Source organism: Streptomyces calvus, from assembly GCF_006782915.1.
Classification (GTDB): Bacteria; Actinomycetota; Actinomycetes; order Streptomycetales; family Streptomycetaceae; genus Streptomyces; species Streptomyces calvus.
Map to the genome: position 1 here is coordinate 1 of NZ_VCNP01000037.1, position 16,226 is coordinate 16,226.

10 protein-coding genes are annotated in these 16,226 nt (G+C 74.2%); 4 read left to right on the forward strand and 6 right to left on the reverse strand.

Features of this window, described 5'->3' with window-relative positions; translation table 11 throughout:
• On the reverse strand, nt 1–2,621 hold a 2,621-nt coding region (locus FGW31_RS16435; protein WP_142194184.1), incomplete at its 3' end, for a DUF11 domain-containing protein.
• A gap of 158 nt (nt 2,622–2,779) precedes the next feature.
• Nucleotides 2,780–3,433, reverse strand: coding sequence for a helix-turn-helix transcriptional regulator (locus FGW31_RS16440; RefSeq protein ID WP_233452502.1), 654 nt, complete (start codon nt 3,431–3,433; stop codon nt 2,780–2,782).
• 336 nt (nt 3,434–3,769) lie between these two features.
• Between FGW31_RS16440 and FGW31_RS16445 the strand changes: the two genes are divergently transcribed.
• Complete coding sequence (locus FGW31_RS16445; protein WP_182674670.1) at nt 3,770–5,044, forward strand: COG1470 family protein; 1,275 nt, start codon at nt 3,770–3,772, stop codon at nt 5,042–5,044.
• A gap of 226 nt (nt 5,045–5,270) precedes the next feature.
• On the opposite strand, the gene FGW31_RS16450 is transcribed toward FGW31_RS16445, so the two are convergent.
• Nucleotides 5,271–7,334, reverse strand: coding sequence for a flavin monoamine oxidase family protein (locus FGW31_RS16450; protein WP_142194187.1), 2,064 nt, complete (start codon nt 7,332–7,334; stop codon nt 5,271–5,273).
• A 274-nt stretch (nt 7,335–7,608) separates the two neighbouring features.
• On the opposite strand from FGW31_RS16450, the gene FGW31_RS16455 reads away from it, so the two are divergent.
• Nucleotides 7,609–8,505 (forward strand): hypothetical protein, encoded by an 897-nt coding sequence (locus FGW31_RS16455; protein ID WP_142194188.1) that lies wholly within the window; start codon nt 7,609–7,611, stop codon nt 8,503–8,505.
• 24 nt (nt 8,506–8,529) lie between these two features.
• On the opposite strand, the gene FGW31_RS16460 is transcribed toward FGW31_RS16455, so the two are convergent.
• Entirely contained in the window at nt 8,530–12,390 is a 3,861-nt protein-coding gene (locus FGW31_RS16460) for an nSTAND1 domain-containing NTPase (protein WP_142194189.1), read from the reverse strand.
• 450 nt (nt 12,391–12,840) lie between these two features.
• Here FGW31_RS16460 and FGW31_RS16465 point away from each other — a divergent pair, with 450 nt between their 5' ends.
• Nucleotides 12,841–13,350 (forward strand): hypothetical protein, encoded by a 510-nt coding sequence (locus FGW31_RS16465; RefSeq protein WP_142194190.1) that lies wholly within the window; start codon nt 12,841–12,843, stop codon nt 13,348–13,350.
• Between the two features lie 5 nt (nt 13,351–13,355).
• The gene (locus FGW31_RS16470) at nt 13,356–14,810 is read left to right on the forward strand and encodes a hypothetical protein (protein WP_142194191.1); all 1,455 of its coding nucleotides are present in this window, start codon (nt 13,356–13,358) and stop codon (nt 14,808–14,810) included.
• Nucleotides 14,811–14,927: 117 nt separating this feature from the next.
• Here the strand turns inward: FGW31_RS16470 and FGW31_RS16475 are convergent, their stop codons facing one another.
• Nucleotides 14,928–15,278 carry a hypothetical protein gene (locus FGW31_RS16475; protein WP_142194192.1) on the reverse strand — a complete coding sequence of 117 codons (351 nt, stop codon included), beginning with the start codon at nt 15,276–15,278 and terminating at the stop codon, nt 14,928–14,930.
• 198 nt (nt 15,279–15,476) lie between these two features.
• Entirely contained in the window at nt 15,477–16,040 is a 564-nt protein-coding gene (locus FGW31_RS16480) for a dihydrofolate reductase family protein (protein WP_142194193.1), read from the reverse strand.
• Nucleotides 16,041–16,226: the final 186 nt, after the last annotated feature.

The window sequence follows — 16,226 nt, forward strand, 5'->3', positions numbered from 1 at the left end:
ACCCGGCCGCCGACGTAGCCGGGGTTCGGCTGGGCGCTGACGCGCACGCCGGGCCCGGCGGCGGGAGGGGGCGGTTCCGGCGGCGGGGGGCCGGGCGGCGGGGTGGTGGGCGGCACGGTGGTGGGCGGCGGGCTGGTCGGCGGCTGCGCGGCCTCGCGCACCGGCACCACGGTGCGGCCGGCGTTGTCGCTGGGCCGCGGGTCGAGGACGGTGCCGGTGACCGACCAGTCGACCGGCGCGTCGCCGGGGGTGAGGCCGGTGAGGGTGACGTCCACCGGGACGGTGCTGCCGGGCGGCACCACGCCGACGTCGCACTGGAGGGAGGCGGCGTCGCAGGTGCCGTCGGGCGGAGTCAGCCGGGTGACGCGGACGCCGGGCGGCGGTGCGACGGTCAGCCGGGTGCCGGGCGAGGCGGCGGGGCCGTTGTTCACCACGTCGACGCGGACCGTGGTGGAACGGCCGACGGTGACCGGCGCGACGGTGCCGGGCGCCCGGAGCACGAGGTCCGCGGACGGCTGGACGCTCGGCTCCTTCTGCCGGCCCGGGAGGTCGCCGGTGAGCGGGGTGAGGTCGCCGGTCCCGATGTCCAGGACGTTCAGCTTTTCGGGGCTGTTGACCTCGGCTGTGGCGCGGGCGCTGAACACCAGGCCCGTGCCGTCGGCCGTCCAGGCGGCGTCGCGCGGCTGGTGCGGGCCGGTGAGCGAGGTGTCCGGCAGCTGCCGGCGGCAGGCGCCGGGCAGGTCGACGGCGGCGGGCAGCAGCACCCGGCACTCCTCGCCCGACACGGACGTCAGGAGGAGGCCGTTGCGCTCGTCGGTCCCGCCGTCGCCGTTCTCGCGGTTGAACGCGATGCTCCGCCCGTCCGGGGAGAACGCCGGGCTGTCGTCGATGACCTCGCAGGCGCCCGGACAGTTCCTCTCGCTCAGGTCCTCCTGCCGGTCCAGGTCGTTCACGGGCACGGTCCAGATGTGCTTGTTGCCGCCGTCCCCGCCGATCACGTGGTTGCGGGTGAAGGCCAGCATGGTGCCGTCGGGGGACCACGTCGGCTGGGCGTCCTGGCCCCGCAGCTCCCCGGCCGGCGGGGTGATCTCGCCGGTGATCGCGCCGTTGGCCGCGTCGGCGATGAGGATGCGGCTGGGACCCGCTGCGTCGGCGACCCCGCCCGGCGACGTCCGGGTGAAAGCGAGGTACTTGCCGTCCGGCGAGAGCGTCGGGTCGGTGTCCCAGTCCGCCGGGCCGCGTCCCGCGAGCCGCATGGGCGCCGGGTCGGAGCCGTCGGCGTCCACCGTCCAGATCCGCTGGATCCGCCGGCCCTCGGCGTCGGTCTCGAAGCGGGTCACCACGATCCGGCGGCCGTCCGGCGTGTAGTTCTGCCGCTCGGTCCACGGGTCGTAGCCGGCCCTCGGCCGGAACAGCGGGTCCTTGGAGCGGTCGCGGTTGGTGTCGGCCTCCGGGTCCTCGTTGAGGATCGTCAGGCCCAGGTCGCGCGGGTCGGCCCCGTCCGCCCGGACGTCCTGCAGCGTCACCACGTGCGCGCCGGAGAGGCGGTCGTCGGCGGGGTCGGCCGCCGAGGTGCGCTCCACCACCGCACCGCCGCCGGCGAGCGGGCCGAGCCAGGTGGGCGAGAGCACCTCCCGGTCCTCGTCGAGCACCAGCGCCGGAGTCGCGTCGGAGTGCTTCGTCGACCGGAACACGTGGTCGTAGTTGCCCTCGCAGTCACAGGTGATCTCGGGGCTCAGGAACAGCGCCTCGTTCCCGTTGGGCAGCCACGCCGCCCCGTGGGCACGCCATGTCGCGTACGTGCCGCCGAGCAGCGGCCCGTCGGTGGTGCCGTCCGTCAGCCGCAGCCGGCGTACGGTCTGTCCGTCGGCGGTGGTGGTGGTCGCGGTGTACGCGACGAGTTTGCGGTGGGCGTCGTCGCCGACCGGGTTCCACGCCGGTTCGGTGGCCGCGCCGTTCGCGGGGTCGGTGAGCCGCGTGGCGGCGCCGCCGGCCAGGTCCCGTACGTAGATCTGCGGTCCGGCCGCCGGGTCGCTGTCGCTGGAGTACGCCAGGCGCCGCCCGTCGGGCGAGACCGTCGGGCTCTCCTCGTCGTCGGGGGTGTCGGTCAGCCGCGTCAGGCCGGTGCTGTCGGTGCGCACCCGCCACAGGTCGCGCTGCGCCCGGCCGCCCGGTCCGCCGGGTCCGGCCGCGTCGAAGACGACGAACCGGCCGTCCGGCGTCAGCCGGGGGTGCGCCGCGTTCATGCCGCGGGTGAGGCGGTGTACGGATCCGTCGGCGGACCGCAGGTAGATCTGCGGGTTCTTCTCGTCGCGGCGGCTCGCGAAGACCAGCTGGTCGCCCAGGGCGGACGGCTGGATGTCGAAGTGGGCCGGGCCTTTGCCGAACGGGGTGCTGGAGGTGGTGGTGGCGACCTTGCCGAGACTGCGGTGCCGGGTACCGGCGTAGGCGATCCGGGTGTCCGGGGCGTCCCGGGTGTCCGCGGCTTCGGCCGGCCGGGGCGGGGAATCCGCGTCGTCCTGTCCGGCGGCCGCGGTCACCCCGAGCAGCGGGATCAGCAGCAGCCACGCCACGCCGAACCGCCCCAGGCGGTACCGCCCGCCGGGGCCAGCGGTTCTCATCACGGTCCCCCTCGCAGTCTGGTGCGGCACCCGGATGTGCCCCCGCCACCCTGCGGCAGGCCGCGTGCGGCGCGGCAGGGCGGCGGGGCCATACCCGGGGGAAGCGCGCGCTGCGCTTTCGGGCAGCGCGCGTTCCCGGCCGTGACCGGACGGGCCCGTCAGATCAGCCCGTTGCGGAGTGCGTAGCCGACCGCGTGGGCGCGGTTGCGCAGTTGCAGCCGCGTGATGATCTCGTGCAGGACGTTCTTGACGGTCCGTTCGGAGTACGCGGTCTTGCGCGCGATCTCCGCAGTGTCCAGGCCCTCCGACACCATGCGCAGCATGTCCGCCTCCCGCGTGGTCAGCGTGGACAGCGACACGCCCCGCGGGTCCAGGGCCGAGCGCTGGAGGCTGCCCACGTGGGCGAGGAGCGTGCCGAGCAGGTCGCCGGGCAGCACGCCCTCGCCGTTGGCTATCGCCAGGACCAGGCGCAGCAGTTGGTCCTGGTCGGCCTCGGCGCGGCGCAGCACCGCCGCCACACCGCACTCGATGACGCGTTGCAGCGCCCCGGAGCCGAGGGTGGCGACCACGAGGCCGGTACGGGTGTCGGTGTTGTGCCGCAGCCGGTGCAGCAGGACGGCCACGTCGTCGTCGACGTGGTCGACGACGACCAGCGACACCTGTGCCCGTTCGGCGTCGGCGTCGGCGAGCAGGTCGATCTCTGGGCGCTGGCGCAACTGCTGGACGACGCCTAAGCGCAGCACCGGGTCGGCGGCGTGGACGGCCACGGTCACACGCTCGGGGCGTTCGGTACGGGAGGTGGTCGTGTTCATGGTCCCGGCCGGGGTGCGTGCACGTGACGTGGTGGCGGTCATGGCCGGTGCGGCTTTCGCTGTACTGGGCATAAGGGCGTACCTGTCTGAGTGGGAGGCGTGGCGGGGAGCGTGCGGGAGCGGGCGGCGGGTGCCGGACGGCGGCGCACGCGGGTCGGCGGGGCGGGGCAACGGCCCGGTGACGTCGAGGCCGGTGTGTGACCGCCGGGGCACCGCGACTGCCCGGGTGTTGCCCTCGTGCCTGTCGTGGCGGGGCCGGCCCGCTCCTACGGTGGCGGCGTGACGTCTTCTCCAGCCTCTTCCAGTTCCGGTGCGCCCGGCCTCGACCTTCCGGAAGTGACCGTTGCGCCGGGGGACACCGCCACGACCGGTCTGACCGTCCGCAACGACAGCGACATCGTCGAGGCGTACAGCCTGGAGGTCGTCGGGGACTGCGCCTCCTGGACCACCGTGGAACCCGCGCGGATCTCCCTGTATCCCGGCACCTCCGAGACGGTGACGCTCCGGCTGGCGCCACCGCGCTCCCCGGAGGTCCGGGCCGGCGCGAAGCCCCTGGGCGTGCGGGTCCTGCCGACCGAGCACCCCGAGTCGGTCAGAGTGCTCGAAACGACCGTGCACGTCGGGGAGTTCCGCGACCTGCACACCGAGCTGGTCCCGCGGCGCCGTCGCGGCTGGCTGCGCGGCCGCTACCGCCTGGCCGTCCGCAACCAGGGCAACGCGCCGGTGGAGGTGGGCTTCACCGCCGGCCAGGCGGGCGAGGAGCTGGGGTTCGCCTTCACCCCGGCGGAGCGGAAGCTGGAGCCCGGCGAGTCGGCGGAGATCGGCCTGCGGGTCCGCACGGGCAAGCCGGTGTGGTTCGGCGCGCCCGTGGTGTGGCCGTTCACGGTGGACGCGGCGGAATCCGGTGACCGGGAGGAGTCCCGGCCGGACGAGCCGGCCGTGCGGGCGCCGCTGGACGCCGAGTTCGTGCAGATCCCGGTCTTTCCCCGGTGGCTGCTGGTGGTGCTCGCGGCGCTGCTCGCCCTGCTGCTCGCCTGGCTGATGCTGGTCCGTCCCGCGGTGCGCAGCGCCGCCAAGGAGGCCGCCACCGAGGCGGTCCAGCCGCGTCCGACGCCCGCCGGGGAGGAGGGAGCGGGAGGACAGTCCCCGGACGGCGGGAAGGGGACGGGAGACCGTCCCGGCGGCCAGGGGACGGGTGCGCCGTCCGGCTCCGGCGGTGACGGCACCTCGGCCGACGGCAGTGCGGGCGGTGGCCGGCAGAGTTCGGAGACCATCGACGTGCAGACGTCCGCCGGGGAGACGAAGACCGGTACGTACCGGGTGCCGGAGGGCAGTGTGTTCGGGGTGACGGACGTCGTCGTCGCCAACTTCCAGGGCGACGAGGGGCTGTTGACGATCACGTTCGGCGATCGCAAGGTCACGACGATCGCACTGGAGACCTTCCGCAACCAGGACTATCACTGGGTGACCCCCATCAAGATCCCCGAGAACGACACCGTGACCGTCGAAGTGACCTGCGAGAAGCCCGGCACACCGGCGTCCGGTCGTCAGGCACAGGGGTGCCATGAAGTCCTGAATGTGAGTGGTGTACTCAGTCGTGTCGCTCAGTAACTCCAGTTCACTTCCGAACCATTGTCGTTTGAAGTTGCCTGTATCTCCCAATAGTTGGCTCTTGATCCGACCGGAAACCAACACGATGGGACCGAAAAGCTCCACCCCGGCCGTGACCGCCGGCCCGCGCTGACCGGCCCCCGTCACCCGCTCCCGAAGACCCCCGGCTCCAGGTCGCGTCCGCGCGTACGGACACGGCCCGGAGCCGGAGCGGCGTCCGCCCCGGTCAGCCGGTGTGGACCTGCAGGGCGGAGCGGACCGCCGATTCGAGGGCGCCCTCGATCCAGGCGGGTTTGATCGAGGTGTGGTCGCCCGCGAAGTGCAGGGGACCTTCGGACGTGGGGATGTCGGGGAACAGCTCCGTGTGCTGGCCGGGGAAGAGCACGGAGGCCTCGCCGTAGGCGTAGTGGTCCCGCATCCACGACTGGGTGCGGCACTTGCCGGTGAAGAACACCTCGCACCGGCGGCCGAAGACCGCCTGCACGCCGGCGAGGGCGCGCATGTAGCGCTCCTCGTCGGCGTAGGCGTCCCACTTGAGGGCGTCGTCGGACCAGCTGTACGAGGCGAGCACGATGCCGCCGTCGCTGCCCTCCAGGGGAGTGGCGTGCTCGAAGTACATGAACCGGTTGGCGTTGTCGCTGACGGAGCCGCCACCGCGCACGTGCGCGGCCTCGACCTCGCCGTCCATGGCGGGCCGGAAGGCGGCGTAGCAGTGCTTGTAGGCGTCGGGGACCGTCACACCCAGGTCCTTCACGGACGCGTGCGCGCCGAGATACCTGGCGTCGGTGACCTTGCCCGTGCGGTACTTGTCGTAGAGGCCGTCCTCGATGGAGTCGAGGGCCTGCTTCCACTGCGCCTCGGTGAACTCCCACCAGCGCCGGGAGAACTCCAGCAGCACCTTGGTCGCGGCGTCGTAGTGCAGCTCCGTGACGGCCCGGCGCTTGCCGTACGACAGCGGCGGGTCAAAGGTGACGTGCCGCAGCCCGGAGAAGGGGACGGTGACGATCGCCTCGTCGCCCTCGAAGACCTCCGCGGTGCCTCCCTTGCCGGTCTGGCAGTCCTCGGAGACGGTGTGCACCCGCACCTTGCCGCCGGCGCGTTCGATGCGCACGGCCCGCCGGTCGAGCCGCACCTTGCCCTTCACCTGCGCGTACATGGCGTCGACGAGCAGCGCGGTACCACCCTTGATCTCCCAGAACCTGGTCTTCGGGTCGATCAGTGCGGCGGACAGGAAGCTGTGCAGGAAGGACAGGTGCAGCCGCGAGGTGAGGTTCTGGATGGTGCCGACCAGGTCGACGGTCCGGGTGTCGAGGCCCGCGGCCTCGGTGAGGTAGCGGTACATCGACCAGTGCCCGTACCGCTTGAGGACCTCGGTCCACCCGTCGACGAGCGCCGTCCCCTCCTTGCCCCGGACGAGCCGGTGCACGGGTTCGAGGGCGTCGGCGAGGATGGCGGCGGCGGTCTTCTTGCGGTGGGCGCCCGTGACTCCGAAGGTGGCGTTGACCCTCTCCGGGTTCTTCTCGTAGTCGGCGCGGCGCTCATGGATGCCGTTGACGTGGATCCAGGCGCGGTTGGTCTTCGTCGCCGGGTCGTCCGGGTCGACGTCGACCAGGTAGAACTCCTGGCGGGGCAGGTCGAACTTCTTCAGCAGGGCCATGAGCAGCGGGTGGCTGTCGGGCAGCCGCATGGCCCCGCCCTCGGCGTACTGCCGCGGGTCGGCGAACGGCTGGCTGCCGTTCTCGTGGCCGCCCTTGCGGAAGGTCTTGATGCGGCCGCCGACCCGGTTGCCGTTGGCCTCGATCACGAGGACGTCGTGGCCGGCCCGGTTGAGCAGGTCGGCGGCGAGCAGGCCGGCCGGTCCGGCCCCGACGACCAGGACCCGCTTCGTGCCCTTGGCCCGGCCGGCCGGCAGACCGTTGTTGACGGCCTTCACATAGGACGGCACCAGGGGCTTGTCGTGTTCGTCGTGGACGACGACGGCGCGGGCGACCGTCCGGTACGCGTCGGGGTCGGTGCCGGGCGGCGCCGCGGCCGGGGTGATCGCGGGCGCGGTGGCAGGGCTGAGGGCGGTCGCGGAGGCGGCGGAGGCGGCGGTCAGCCCGACGGCGAGCGCCGAGGCGCCGGTCGCGGTGACCACGGACCGCCGCGAGGGCGTGGTGGCACGCGGGGCCGGTGGCCGCGGCGACGGGTCGTGCGGGCCGGGAGCGGACTGCTGCTCCTCGACCTCTGCGCGCGGACGGTTCCCGGACGGCGTGCTGACACCTGAGGTGTTCGCGTTCTGAGTCTTCATCGCGCATCACTGTTGGTGCACGCGCGCCACGGAGGTAGCGCATTCACACGGACGTGGCGCGTAAACCCCTCGAACCGGGCCCGCCGCCTGCTGCCGTGTTCACCCGGGCCCGCGCCCCCACGGCGTGCGGCGTCCCGGGCCGCGCCGTCCCGGGAGGTGTTGTTCACGGCGGCGGACCGGGTGGCCGAACAATCCGTGCCGCGCTGAACTGGTTCCCGCGGTGCCGCAGTCCGGTCCCGCGACGGCAGTGTCACAGCACGAGAGAGGGCGTGGGATGTTCACGAGAGGGAGCGTCGCCGTGGTGGCCGCCGCGCTGGTGCTCGCGGTCGGCGGCTGCGGGAGCGGGAGCGACGAGAAGGCCGACGCGCCGGAGCAGGACTCGGCCGGAGCGACGACGACGCCGGCCCGGCCGCCGTCCGCGGAACTGGTGCGGTGGGTCGGCGACATGTGCGCCTCGACGGCCGCGCTCGGGAACATCAGGAAGGACAGCGCAGCGGACCTGAAGGAGATCCGGAAACCGGACCGGCTCGGTCCGACCGCCGAACTCCTCGCCGTCGGCTACCTCTCCCGCACGCCGACGGCGGTCGAGGACGTGGAGCGCGACCTGGCCGGCCTCGACCCGTCGGGCGTGCCCGCGGCCGACCGGCTGCTCGACGCCTGGCGGAAGAAGCTGAAGCGCGTGGTGTCCGCCCTCGACGAGCTGTCCCCGAGTGCCGGCTTCGACGACGCCGAGGGCAGTGCCGCGGGCGTCGACCGGCACGTCCAGTCCCTCACCCCGCCCGACCCGGACCTGCCCGCGCTGACGAAGAAGGACCCGCGGCTGGCGGCCGCGTACCGGCGTGCGGAGCAGTGCGCGCCCGGTTGGCAGCCCGCCGGGGAGACGGCCTCGCCCGAGGCCACCGGCCCGCTGCCGAAGGCGGCGGACGGCAAGAACACCGACGCCTGCTCGGACGGCGCGTGCGAGGTCCTGGTGACCTCCACGGCGGACATCACGGCGAACGGGGTGGACGTGCACGTCGCCGTGAGCGACGACTACGTCACCTTCCGGACGGCGGGCACGCTGATGCAGCTCGGTGGCGCGGGCGGCGAGGCCGGGTTCGGCGACGAGCTGAAGGCGACCGTCGTGGCGCACAACAAGGACGGCGCCGTCCTGCGGTTCACCACCCCCTGAACGCCCCCGACGGCGGCCCCGGGGTCAGTCGCACACCTCCCGGTACCCGAGCCGCGGCAGGTGCTCCGCCCACTCGGCGCGGGTGAGGACGCCGCCGGTGCGGTCGCAGACGTAGTCCGCCGCGCGGTCCGCGTCCAGGGTCCACACCCGGGCCGTCAGGTCGTAACCGGCGGAGGCGAGGGCGTCGCCGTCCGGGCTGAACGCGACGGAGGTGACGGTGTCGAGATGACCGGTGAGCTGCGTGCCCGTCATCTCGGCACGGGCCGGGTCGGCGACGTCCCACAGGCGGACCGTGTGGTCGCCGCTGCCGGTCGCCAGCGTCGTCCCGTCCGGCGAGAAGGCCACGGACCGGACCGCCCCGCGGTGCCCGGCCAGCTCCTCCCCCAGCGGACGTACGCGGTCCGTCCGTTCCACGTCCCACAGCCGCACCGTACGGTCGTCGCTGCCCGTCGCCAGCGTCGTCCCGTCCGGCGCGAAGGCCACGGCGTTGACCTGCTCGTCGTGCCCGGTGAGGGCCTCGCCCGCGGGCCGGGCCCGCGTCCCGTCGCCGACGTGCCACAGCCGGGCCGTGTCGTCCTCGCCGCCGGTGGCCAGGGTGCGGCCGTCCGGCGCGAACGCCACGCAGGTGACGTCGTCCGCGTGGCCGCGCAGCGGTTCGCCGAGCGGCCGTGCGCGGTCGGGCCGGCGTACGTCCCACAGCCGGGCCGTGTCGTCGTCGCCGCCGGTGGCCAGGGTGCGGCCGTCCGGGGAGAACGCGACGGCGAGGGTGCCGCCGTCGTGCGCGTCGACCGGTTCGCCGAGCGGGGCGGGACGGTGGGGCGCGGACACGTCCCACAGCCGTACGGTGCCGTCCCGGGAGCCACTGGCCACGGTGCGGCCGTCCGGGGAGAACGCGACGGCCAGCACCTCGTCCTCGTGGGTGAGCGTCCGCGGGAGCCGGCGCGGGCGGTCCGGCCGGCGCACGTCCCACAGGCGGATCAGCGCGTCGTCGGTGCTGGCGACGGCGAGCAGCCAGCCGTCGGGGCTGTAGGCGACGGCGGTCAGCGGGTTGGTGAAGTCGGTGAGGACGGTCGGCGGCCGGTGCCACAGCAGGACGCTGCCGTCGGCCCCGGTGCTGGCGAGGGTGCGGCCGTCGCGGCTGAACGCCACCTCCCACACGGCCTGGGTGTGACCGGTCAGCGGCTCCCCGAGCCGCTGCGGATACGCGGGGTTGGCGACGTTCCACAGCAGCGGCGCGTCGTCCTCGCCCGCGGTCGCCAGGGTCTCGCCGTCGGGGCTGAAGGCCACCGACATGACGGGCGCGGTGTGCCCGGTGAGCGGTTCGCCCAGCGCCTTCGGGCGGGCCGGGTCGGAGGTGTCCCACAGCCGGACCGTCTCGTCGAAGCCGGCCGTGGCCAGCGTCCGGCCGTCCGGGGCGAAGGCCAGCGTCCAGACGGCGGCGGTGTGCGCGCGCAGCGGCTCGCCGAGCGGTGCGGGCCCGCTCCGGTCGTCCCCGCCGAACCGCCACAGCCGTACGGTCCCGTCATAGCCGGCCGTGGCCAGCGTCCGGCCGTCCGGGGCGAACGCGACGGCGCGCACGCTGCGCGTCCCGGACCCGTCGGCCTCGGCGGGCTGGCCGAGCAGCGTGGGGCGGGCCGGGTCGCTCAGGTCCCACAGCCGTACGGTCCCGTCGTCGCCGGCGGTGGCCAGCGTCCGGCCGTCCGGGGCGAAGGCGACGGAGACGACGTTCTCCTCGTCGTGGCTCACCAGCGGCCGGCCGACGGCTCGGGGCCGTTCCCGGTCGCGTACGTCCCACAGCCGGATGACGCCGCCCTTGCCGGTGGCGGCCAGCAGGTCGCGGCCCGCTGGCGCGAACGCGACCGCGCCGACCGGTCCTCCGCTCATCCGCAGCGGCTCGCCCAGCGGCCTGCCCGGGCCTCCGGGCCCGTCGGCCGAGCCCGGGCGGGCGCCGGTGTCCCACAGCCGGACCGTGCTGTCGTGGCCGCCGCTGGCGAGGGTGCGGCCGTCGGGCGCGTACGCCACGGAGGTGCCGACACCGTCGTGGCCGGGCAGCCGGGTGGCGAGCACCCGGCCCGTGTCCGTGGCCAGCCGGGTGGCGAGGTCCGGTGTCGCGCGCATGCGGTGCGCGGCGACGTCGAGCCGGGCGGCCCGCCCGGCGTCGGTCTCCCGGACACGGTCGGCCTCGGCGGTGAGGCGCCCGAACACCGCCTCGTCCCGTTCGGCCTGCGCGGTGGCGCGCGCCTGGAGGGCGGCGACGGCGGTGCCGGTGGCGAGCAGGACCAGCGCGGCGAGCACGGCCACGACCGTACGGCGCCGTCGCGCGGCACGGCGCCTGCGGCGGATCGACGCGGTGAGGAACTGCCGCTCCAGCGGCGTCAGGTCGTCGCTGCGCCCGTCCTCCTCCGCGGTGCCGTCCGGCGGGAAGGCGTCGCGGGCGGCGTGCAGTCGGGAGCCGGCGTAGAGCGCGGCGTTCTCCCGGCCGAGTGCCTGCCAGGTGCGGGCCGCCTCGGAGAGCGAGCGGTGGACGCGCAGCCGGTCGCGTTCGGCGTCGATCCAGCCGCGCAGGCGGGGCCAGGCGGTGATGAGCGCTTCGTGGGCGAGGTCGACGGTGCCGTCGTCGAAGGTGATGAGGCGGGCCCGGACCAGGCGTTCCAGAACCACTCGGGTGTCGGCGGGGCTGCCGAAGCCGAGTTCGGCGTGCTCGGTGGGGCGGCGTGTGTCCGGTGTGCCTGCCCATCCGGGCGCGACCAGGCGGAGCAGGATGCGGCGGGCCAGTTCGGCCTGGGGCGCGGTGAGTTCGCCGTACACCTGCTCGGCCGTGCGGACGACGGCGCCGTGCAGCCCGCCGGCCGCCTCGTACGCGGTCTCGGTCAGGGCGCGGCCGCTGCGGTGGCGCCAGGTCTCCAGCAGGGCGTGCGACATGAGCGGCAGGGCGCCCGGTTCGCCCTCGACCTCGTCCAGGAGTCGGTCGGTCAGGGAGCGTTCGACGATCAGGCCGTCCGCGGCGGCCGGACGGACGATGGCCTCCCGCAGCTCCGTACGGCTCATCGGCCCGGCGAGCAGCGTGGCGTCCTGCAACGCGGCGGTCAGGCCCGGGTGTTCGGCGCAGCGGCCGAGGAAGTCGGCCCGCACCGCGATGACGACGCGCAGCCGGCTGTCGGCGTCGGTGGCGGCGAGGAGGCGGTCGATGAAGGCGTCCCGGTCGGCCGGGTCGGCGCCCAGGGTGTACAGCTCCTCGAACTGGTCGACGACCAGCCAGGTGTCGGCGTCGGTGCCGGGTACCGGGACGAGCCGGTCGGCGTGCGTGCGCAGCGGGTCCGCGCCGGGCGTGAGGATCCGTACGGCCGCGGGAGCGGCGTCACCGTGCGCGCCGCCGTCGCCGTCGTGCGCCTTCCGCAGCCGGGGGATCAGGCCGGCGCGCAGCAGCGAGGACTTGCCGCTGCCGGAGGGCCCGAAGACGGCGGTGAAGCGGTGCTTGCGGTTCAGTTCGGCCAGCCGCTCCACGAGCCGGTCGCGGCCGAAGAAGAGGTCGGCGTCGCCCGGTTCGAACCGGGTCAGGCCGCGGTACGGCGGCCGGGAGGTGTCGTCGGCGGCCTCGGCGGCCACCTCGGCCGCCGCCTCGCGCCAGCGCCGCTCCCACTCGACCACGTCGCCGCCGCACGCCTTCACATAGGCGAGCGTCACCGCGCGGGTGGGCAGTTGCTTGCCGGCCGCCGCCTGCGACAGCGTGGTCACCCCGTACCGCGCCCGCTGGGCCATCACCCGGTACGTGGGCTTCCCCGCGGACTCCCGCAGTGCCCGCAGCTCCGCGGCGAACCGCGGCACCGGCCCGGCCCCGGGATCCAACTCGCCCTCGGTGCGCCCCGGTCCGGGTTGTTCCGCCACGTGTCCGCCCCCTCGTTCACCCCTGCCGTCACCGGGACATCACCCAGCGCGTCCACCCGGGCGCCCACGGTAGGCAGTCGCACGGACGGCCGCAATCGAACGGTCGTGTACCGGCAGGCCGGACACGGGAGTTCACCCGATCCTCACGCTTCCTCCCGACCGCGCCGTCCGGTTCGGGGCCGCCGCATTGTTCGGTGCCGGGTTGTTCGGTGCCGGGAGAGGACCTGCCGAACAACGGCGCACGGCGGTCGAATACCCGAGGGACGTGGCCGGAACGGGCCGCGGCACGGTCCGAGCCCTGCGAGGGGAGGGCTCGGGTCGTCCCGTCCACGCACCGGACCGGCCCGTTCGACTCCTTCCGGACGTACGGCCCGGCGCAGCGCTGTCCACGCGGTGGCCGGGCCCGGGTCCACGACCTGCCGAACCAACGAAAGCGTGAGGTGATCCGCCATGCAGAGCTCTCCGTACCAGCCCGGTCAGCCCGCTCGGCCCGGTGAGGCCGGGCAGCCCGGTCCGCACGGGGCCGGGCGCATCCCCGGGGTCCTCGTCTTCGTGCTCGTGATCGTCGCCGCGCACGCGCTGGGCACGGTCTTCGGCGGCTGGGCGGTCCTCGACGAGAACTGGAACAAGCAGGAGCACGGCCAGGACCTGCTGATGCCGATGGGCATGGCCTGGTTCGTGGCGCTGTTCTGCTGGGCGCTGGCGGCACTCCTCGTCGTCTGTGTCGTACTGGCCCGCACACGCCGCTCCTGGGTCCGTGTGGTGCTCATCGTGTGCCTGTCCTTCGTGGCGTGCTCGACGGCCGTCGGGTTCCTCGGCTCGCTGGTCGCCGGAGCGCCCAGCCTCGCCGTGTTCGTGATCGCCGGTATCGACGCGGCGGCCCTGTGGACGGTGTGCGGCGAGACCGGCCGCCACTACTTCTCCGTCCGCGGCCCGGCGCCCACCACGGCTCACGGGTGACGGCCGTGAACGACCCGACGTACGGACAGTTCCCGTACCGGCCGGCCGACGTGCCGCCGGAGCCCGCCGAACCGCCCAGAGCCGGGCCCGCCTGCGACCCGGTGGCGGTGGCGCTCGGCAACGCCTCGCTGCTCCCGATCGGCTATCTGCTGCTGGGCCGTTGGCGGCCGGCCGCGGTCTGGGTGGTCGGCACGGTCTGGCTCCTCGCCCTCGTCGCCTCCACCGCCGGGACCCGGTACGAGGTCGTGCTGCTCCTGTGGTGGGCGGCCGGCACCGCCCACGGCTGGTTCCTCGCCCACCGGCGTGCCGAGCGCGGCGTACGGCGCGGGCAGCGCATGGGCGCGCTCGCCGCCGCGGTCGCGGTGCTGCTGACCGCCGTGCTGCTGCGCGTCGACGCGTACGGCATCGAGGACCGGGTGGACGAGGCCCGCGCGAGCGGCGACTGCCGGACGGCCGTGGCCGCGCAGGGCGAGGTGTGGTTCGGCCACCGCCTGGCGGGCGCACCGGTGGTCGGGCCCGGCGACGCGGTGGTGGACGCCTGCCGCCGGCTGGAGCGGGCCGCGTCGACGCTGGCCGACGCGGGACGGGACGGGAACACCGACGACCTTCAGCGGGGTTTCCGCATCCTCACCGACGTCCTGAACGAGCCCGGCAACGAGCGGACCGTCAGGACGGTCCTGGACACCTTCCTCGACGGCCTGCCCACCGGGGACTCCTGCGACACCGCCGACCTCACCGGCTGGCTGCGCGACCGCGAGCCCACCCGGGACGTACTGGACCGGTCGGCCGACACCGCTGCGCGCACCGAACCCGCCGCGCTGGTGGGATGCGGTGACGACCTGATGGCCGAGGACGCCTGGCAGCAGGCGCGGGCCCGCTACCAGCAGCTCCTCGACGCCTACCCGGACCACGCACGTGCGGACGAGGCACGCGGCGGCGTGAAGAAGGCCACGCTCGTCATCGAACTGGACACGGTGCGCCGCCTGGTCGAGGAGACGTCCGGCACGGAGTCCGGCTACTGCGACGCGCCCGCCAAGTACAGCGGCGCCCCGCCGTACCGCAAGGGCTCCAACCGGGCGCTGTTCCTCGGCGACGGCGAGTACACCGACCGGCTCCCCGGCGGCTGGCGCACCGACGACCCGGCCAAGGCCGCGCTCGTGGTCTGCGCGGGCGCGGCGGAGAACGGAACGGCCGTCGAGACGTGCTCCTACGAGAACGAGAAGTCCGCGTACTTCCCCCACCAGGTGACCTTCCACAAGGTCAAGATCCCGCTGGAGGTGTACGAACTGCGCACGGGCAAGCGCGTCGGCCCGCGCCAGGTGCAGATCGGCGGCGGAAGCTGCCCGCGCGTCCTGCACTACGAGTACTACGGCCCGTACGACCTGGGACCGGGCGACCAGCTGGTCTCCACCGCCACGTCCGACGTACGGGACGCCTTCCGTCCGGTCGTCAGGCCCTGACCGTCGTCGGGCCCTCACCACGGCGCGAGCCCCCGGCCCCGACCCCGGCCGCTTCGGTCGCGGGTGAGGGCCGGGGCGGCGGGGCAGCGGGGCGGTCTGCCGTGACCGGCCCGAACGTCAGGGGGAGAGGTCCCGCGGGCCCTCGCCGACGGGTTCCACGGAGGAGCCCAGCGCGAACCATCGGAGCTGGGTGCTCGAGTCGACCACTTCCCAGCTGAAGTACAGCGGCTTCTCGGTCTTGAGGAGCTCGTAGTAGCGGTCGAAGTCGGCATCGGTGGCATGGCACGCCACGATCCGGCCGTCGTAGAACTCGCCGATGTCGGCCGGGCTCCACAGGTCGCGGAAGAAGTAGATGATCGCGGAGATCCGGGGGTCGTCCAGGGCGATGGTGACGTAGCCGTTCTGCGCGCCCACGGACCTGAACTGCACGCAGGAGACCGAGTAGTGCTTGACCTGCAACGTCGGCATATTCGTCGCGCTTTCCGTGGATCAGGGGTGGAGGTCACCCGATCCCGAGACTGACACGCGGCATCACGAGCGGCACTCCGACCGCTTCCGTTCCGGGGAACGTCCGGCAGGCTCCGCCGGCAGGAGCGGTCACATGACCCGGAGTCCGGCAGCAGCCCTCGAGGAGTGCTGGATGCCGGCGGGCGGTGCGGGAGGTGGTCAGCGCTTCACGCGGTGGCGGAGGTGGACCACGCCCGAGGGGAAGGTGCGGGTCTCGACGAGTTCGAGAGGTACCCGGTGCTCGTCACGGGGGAAGAACGGGATGCCGCCGCCCACCAGGAGCGGGTGGACCCTGGTCCGGTACTCGTCGATCAGGCCCGCCGCGGCGGCCTCGGCGGCGAGGGTCGCGCCGCCGATGGCGATGTCGCCCTCGCCCGGTTCGGCCCGCAGTCGGGCGATCTCCTCCGCCAGGGTGCCGGAGGCCAGGCGGGCGCGGCCCTGCACCGTCGACAGCGTGGTGGAGAACACCACCTTCGGGAGCGGTTTCCACAGGGCGGCCCACTCGCGCATCGCGGCGTCCAGCGACGGGTCCTGGTCGGCGGTCTCCCAGTACAGCATCGTCTCGTACAGCCGTCGGCCCAGCAGGTGGACGCCGACCTGCCGCAGCTCGTCGGTGACGAACCGGAAGACCTCGTCGCCGGGTTCCGTCCAGGCGAAGTCGCCGTCCGGTCCGACGATGTAGCCGTCCAGTGAGACGCCCATCGAATAGGTCACGCTGCGCATCAGGGGCCCTCCTCGGTGCCGGGTCGACAGTACGGCCGCCGGACGGGAGGACGTGTCATGCCGGGCCGCGTGTTTCAGCCGTAGACCACCGACCACGGGCGTGGCGGGCCGTCCGGCGGGTGCGGAGCGCGGCGTGCGGTTGCCGTGTGGTCGCGGGCCAGGACGTCGGGCGCCCCGGCCGCGGAG

What these genes read in the sequence shown, in the direction of transcription:
- FGW31_RS16440 (WP_233452502.1), bottom strand. Translation starts at nt 3,433, where the DNA reads ATGAACACGACCACCTCCCGTACCGAACGCCCCGAGCGTGTGACCGTG.
- FGW31_RS16450 (WP_142194187.1), bottom strand. Translation starts at nt 7,334, where the DNA reads ATGAAGACTCAGAACGCGAACACCTCAGGTGTCAGCACGCCGTCCGGG.
- FGW31_RS16455 (WP_142194188.1), top strand. Translation starts at nt 7,609, where the DNA reads ATGTTCACGAGAGGGAGCGTCGCCGTGGTGGCCGCCGCGCTGGTGCTC.
- FGW31_RS16465 (WP_142194190.1), top strand. Translation starts at nt 12,841, where the DNA reads ATGCAGAGCTCTCCGTACCAGCCCGGTCAGCCCGCTCGGCCCGGTGAG.
- FGW31_RS16475 (WP_142194192.1), bottom strand. Translation starts at nt 15,278, where the DNA reads ATGCCGACGTTGCAGGTCAAGCACTACTCGGTCTCCTGCGTGCAGTTC.
- FGW31_RS16480 (WP_142194193.1), bottom strand. Translation starts at nt 16,040, where the DNA reads ATGCGCAGCGTGACCTATTCGATGGGCGTCTCACTGGACGGCTACATC.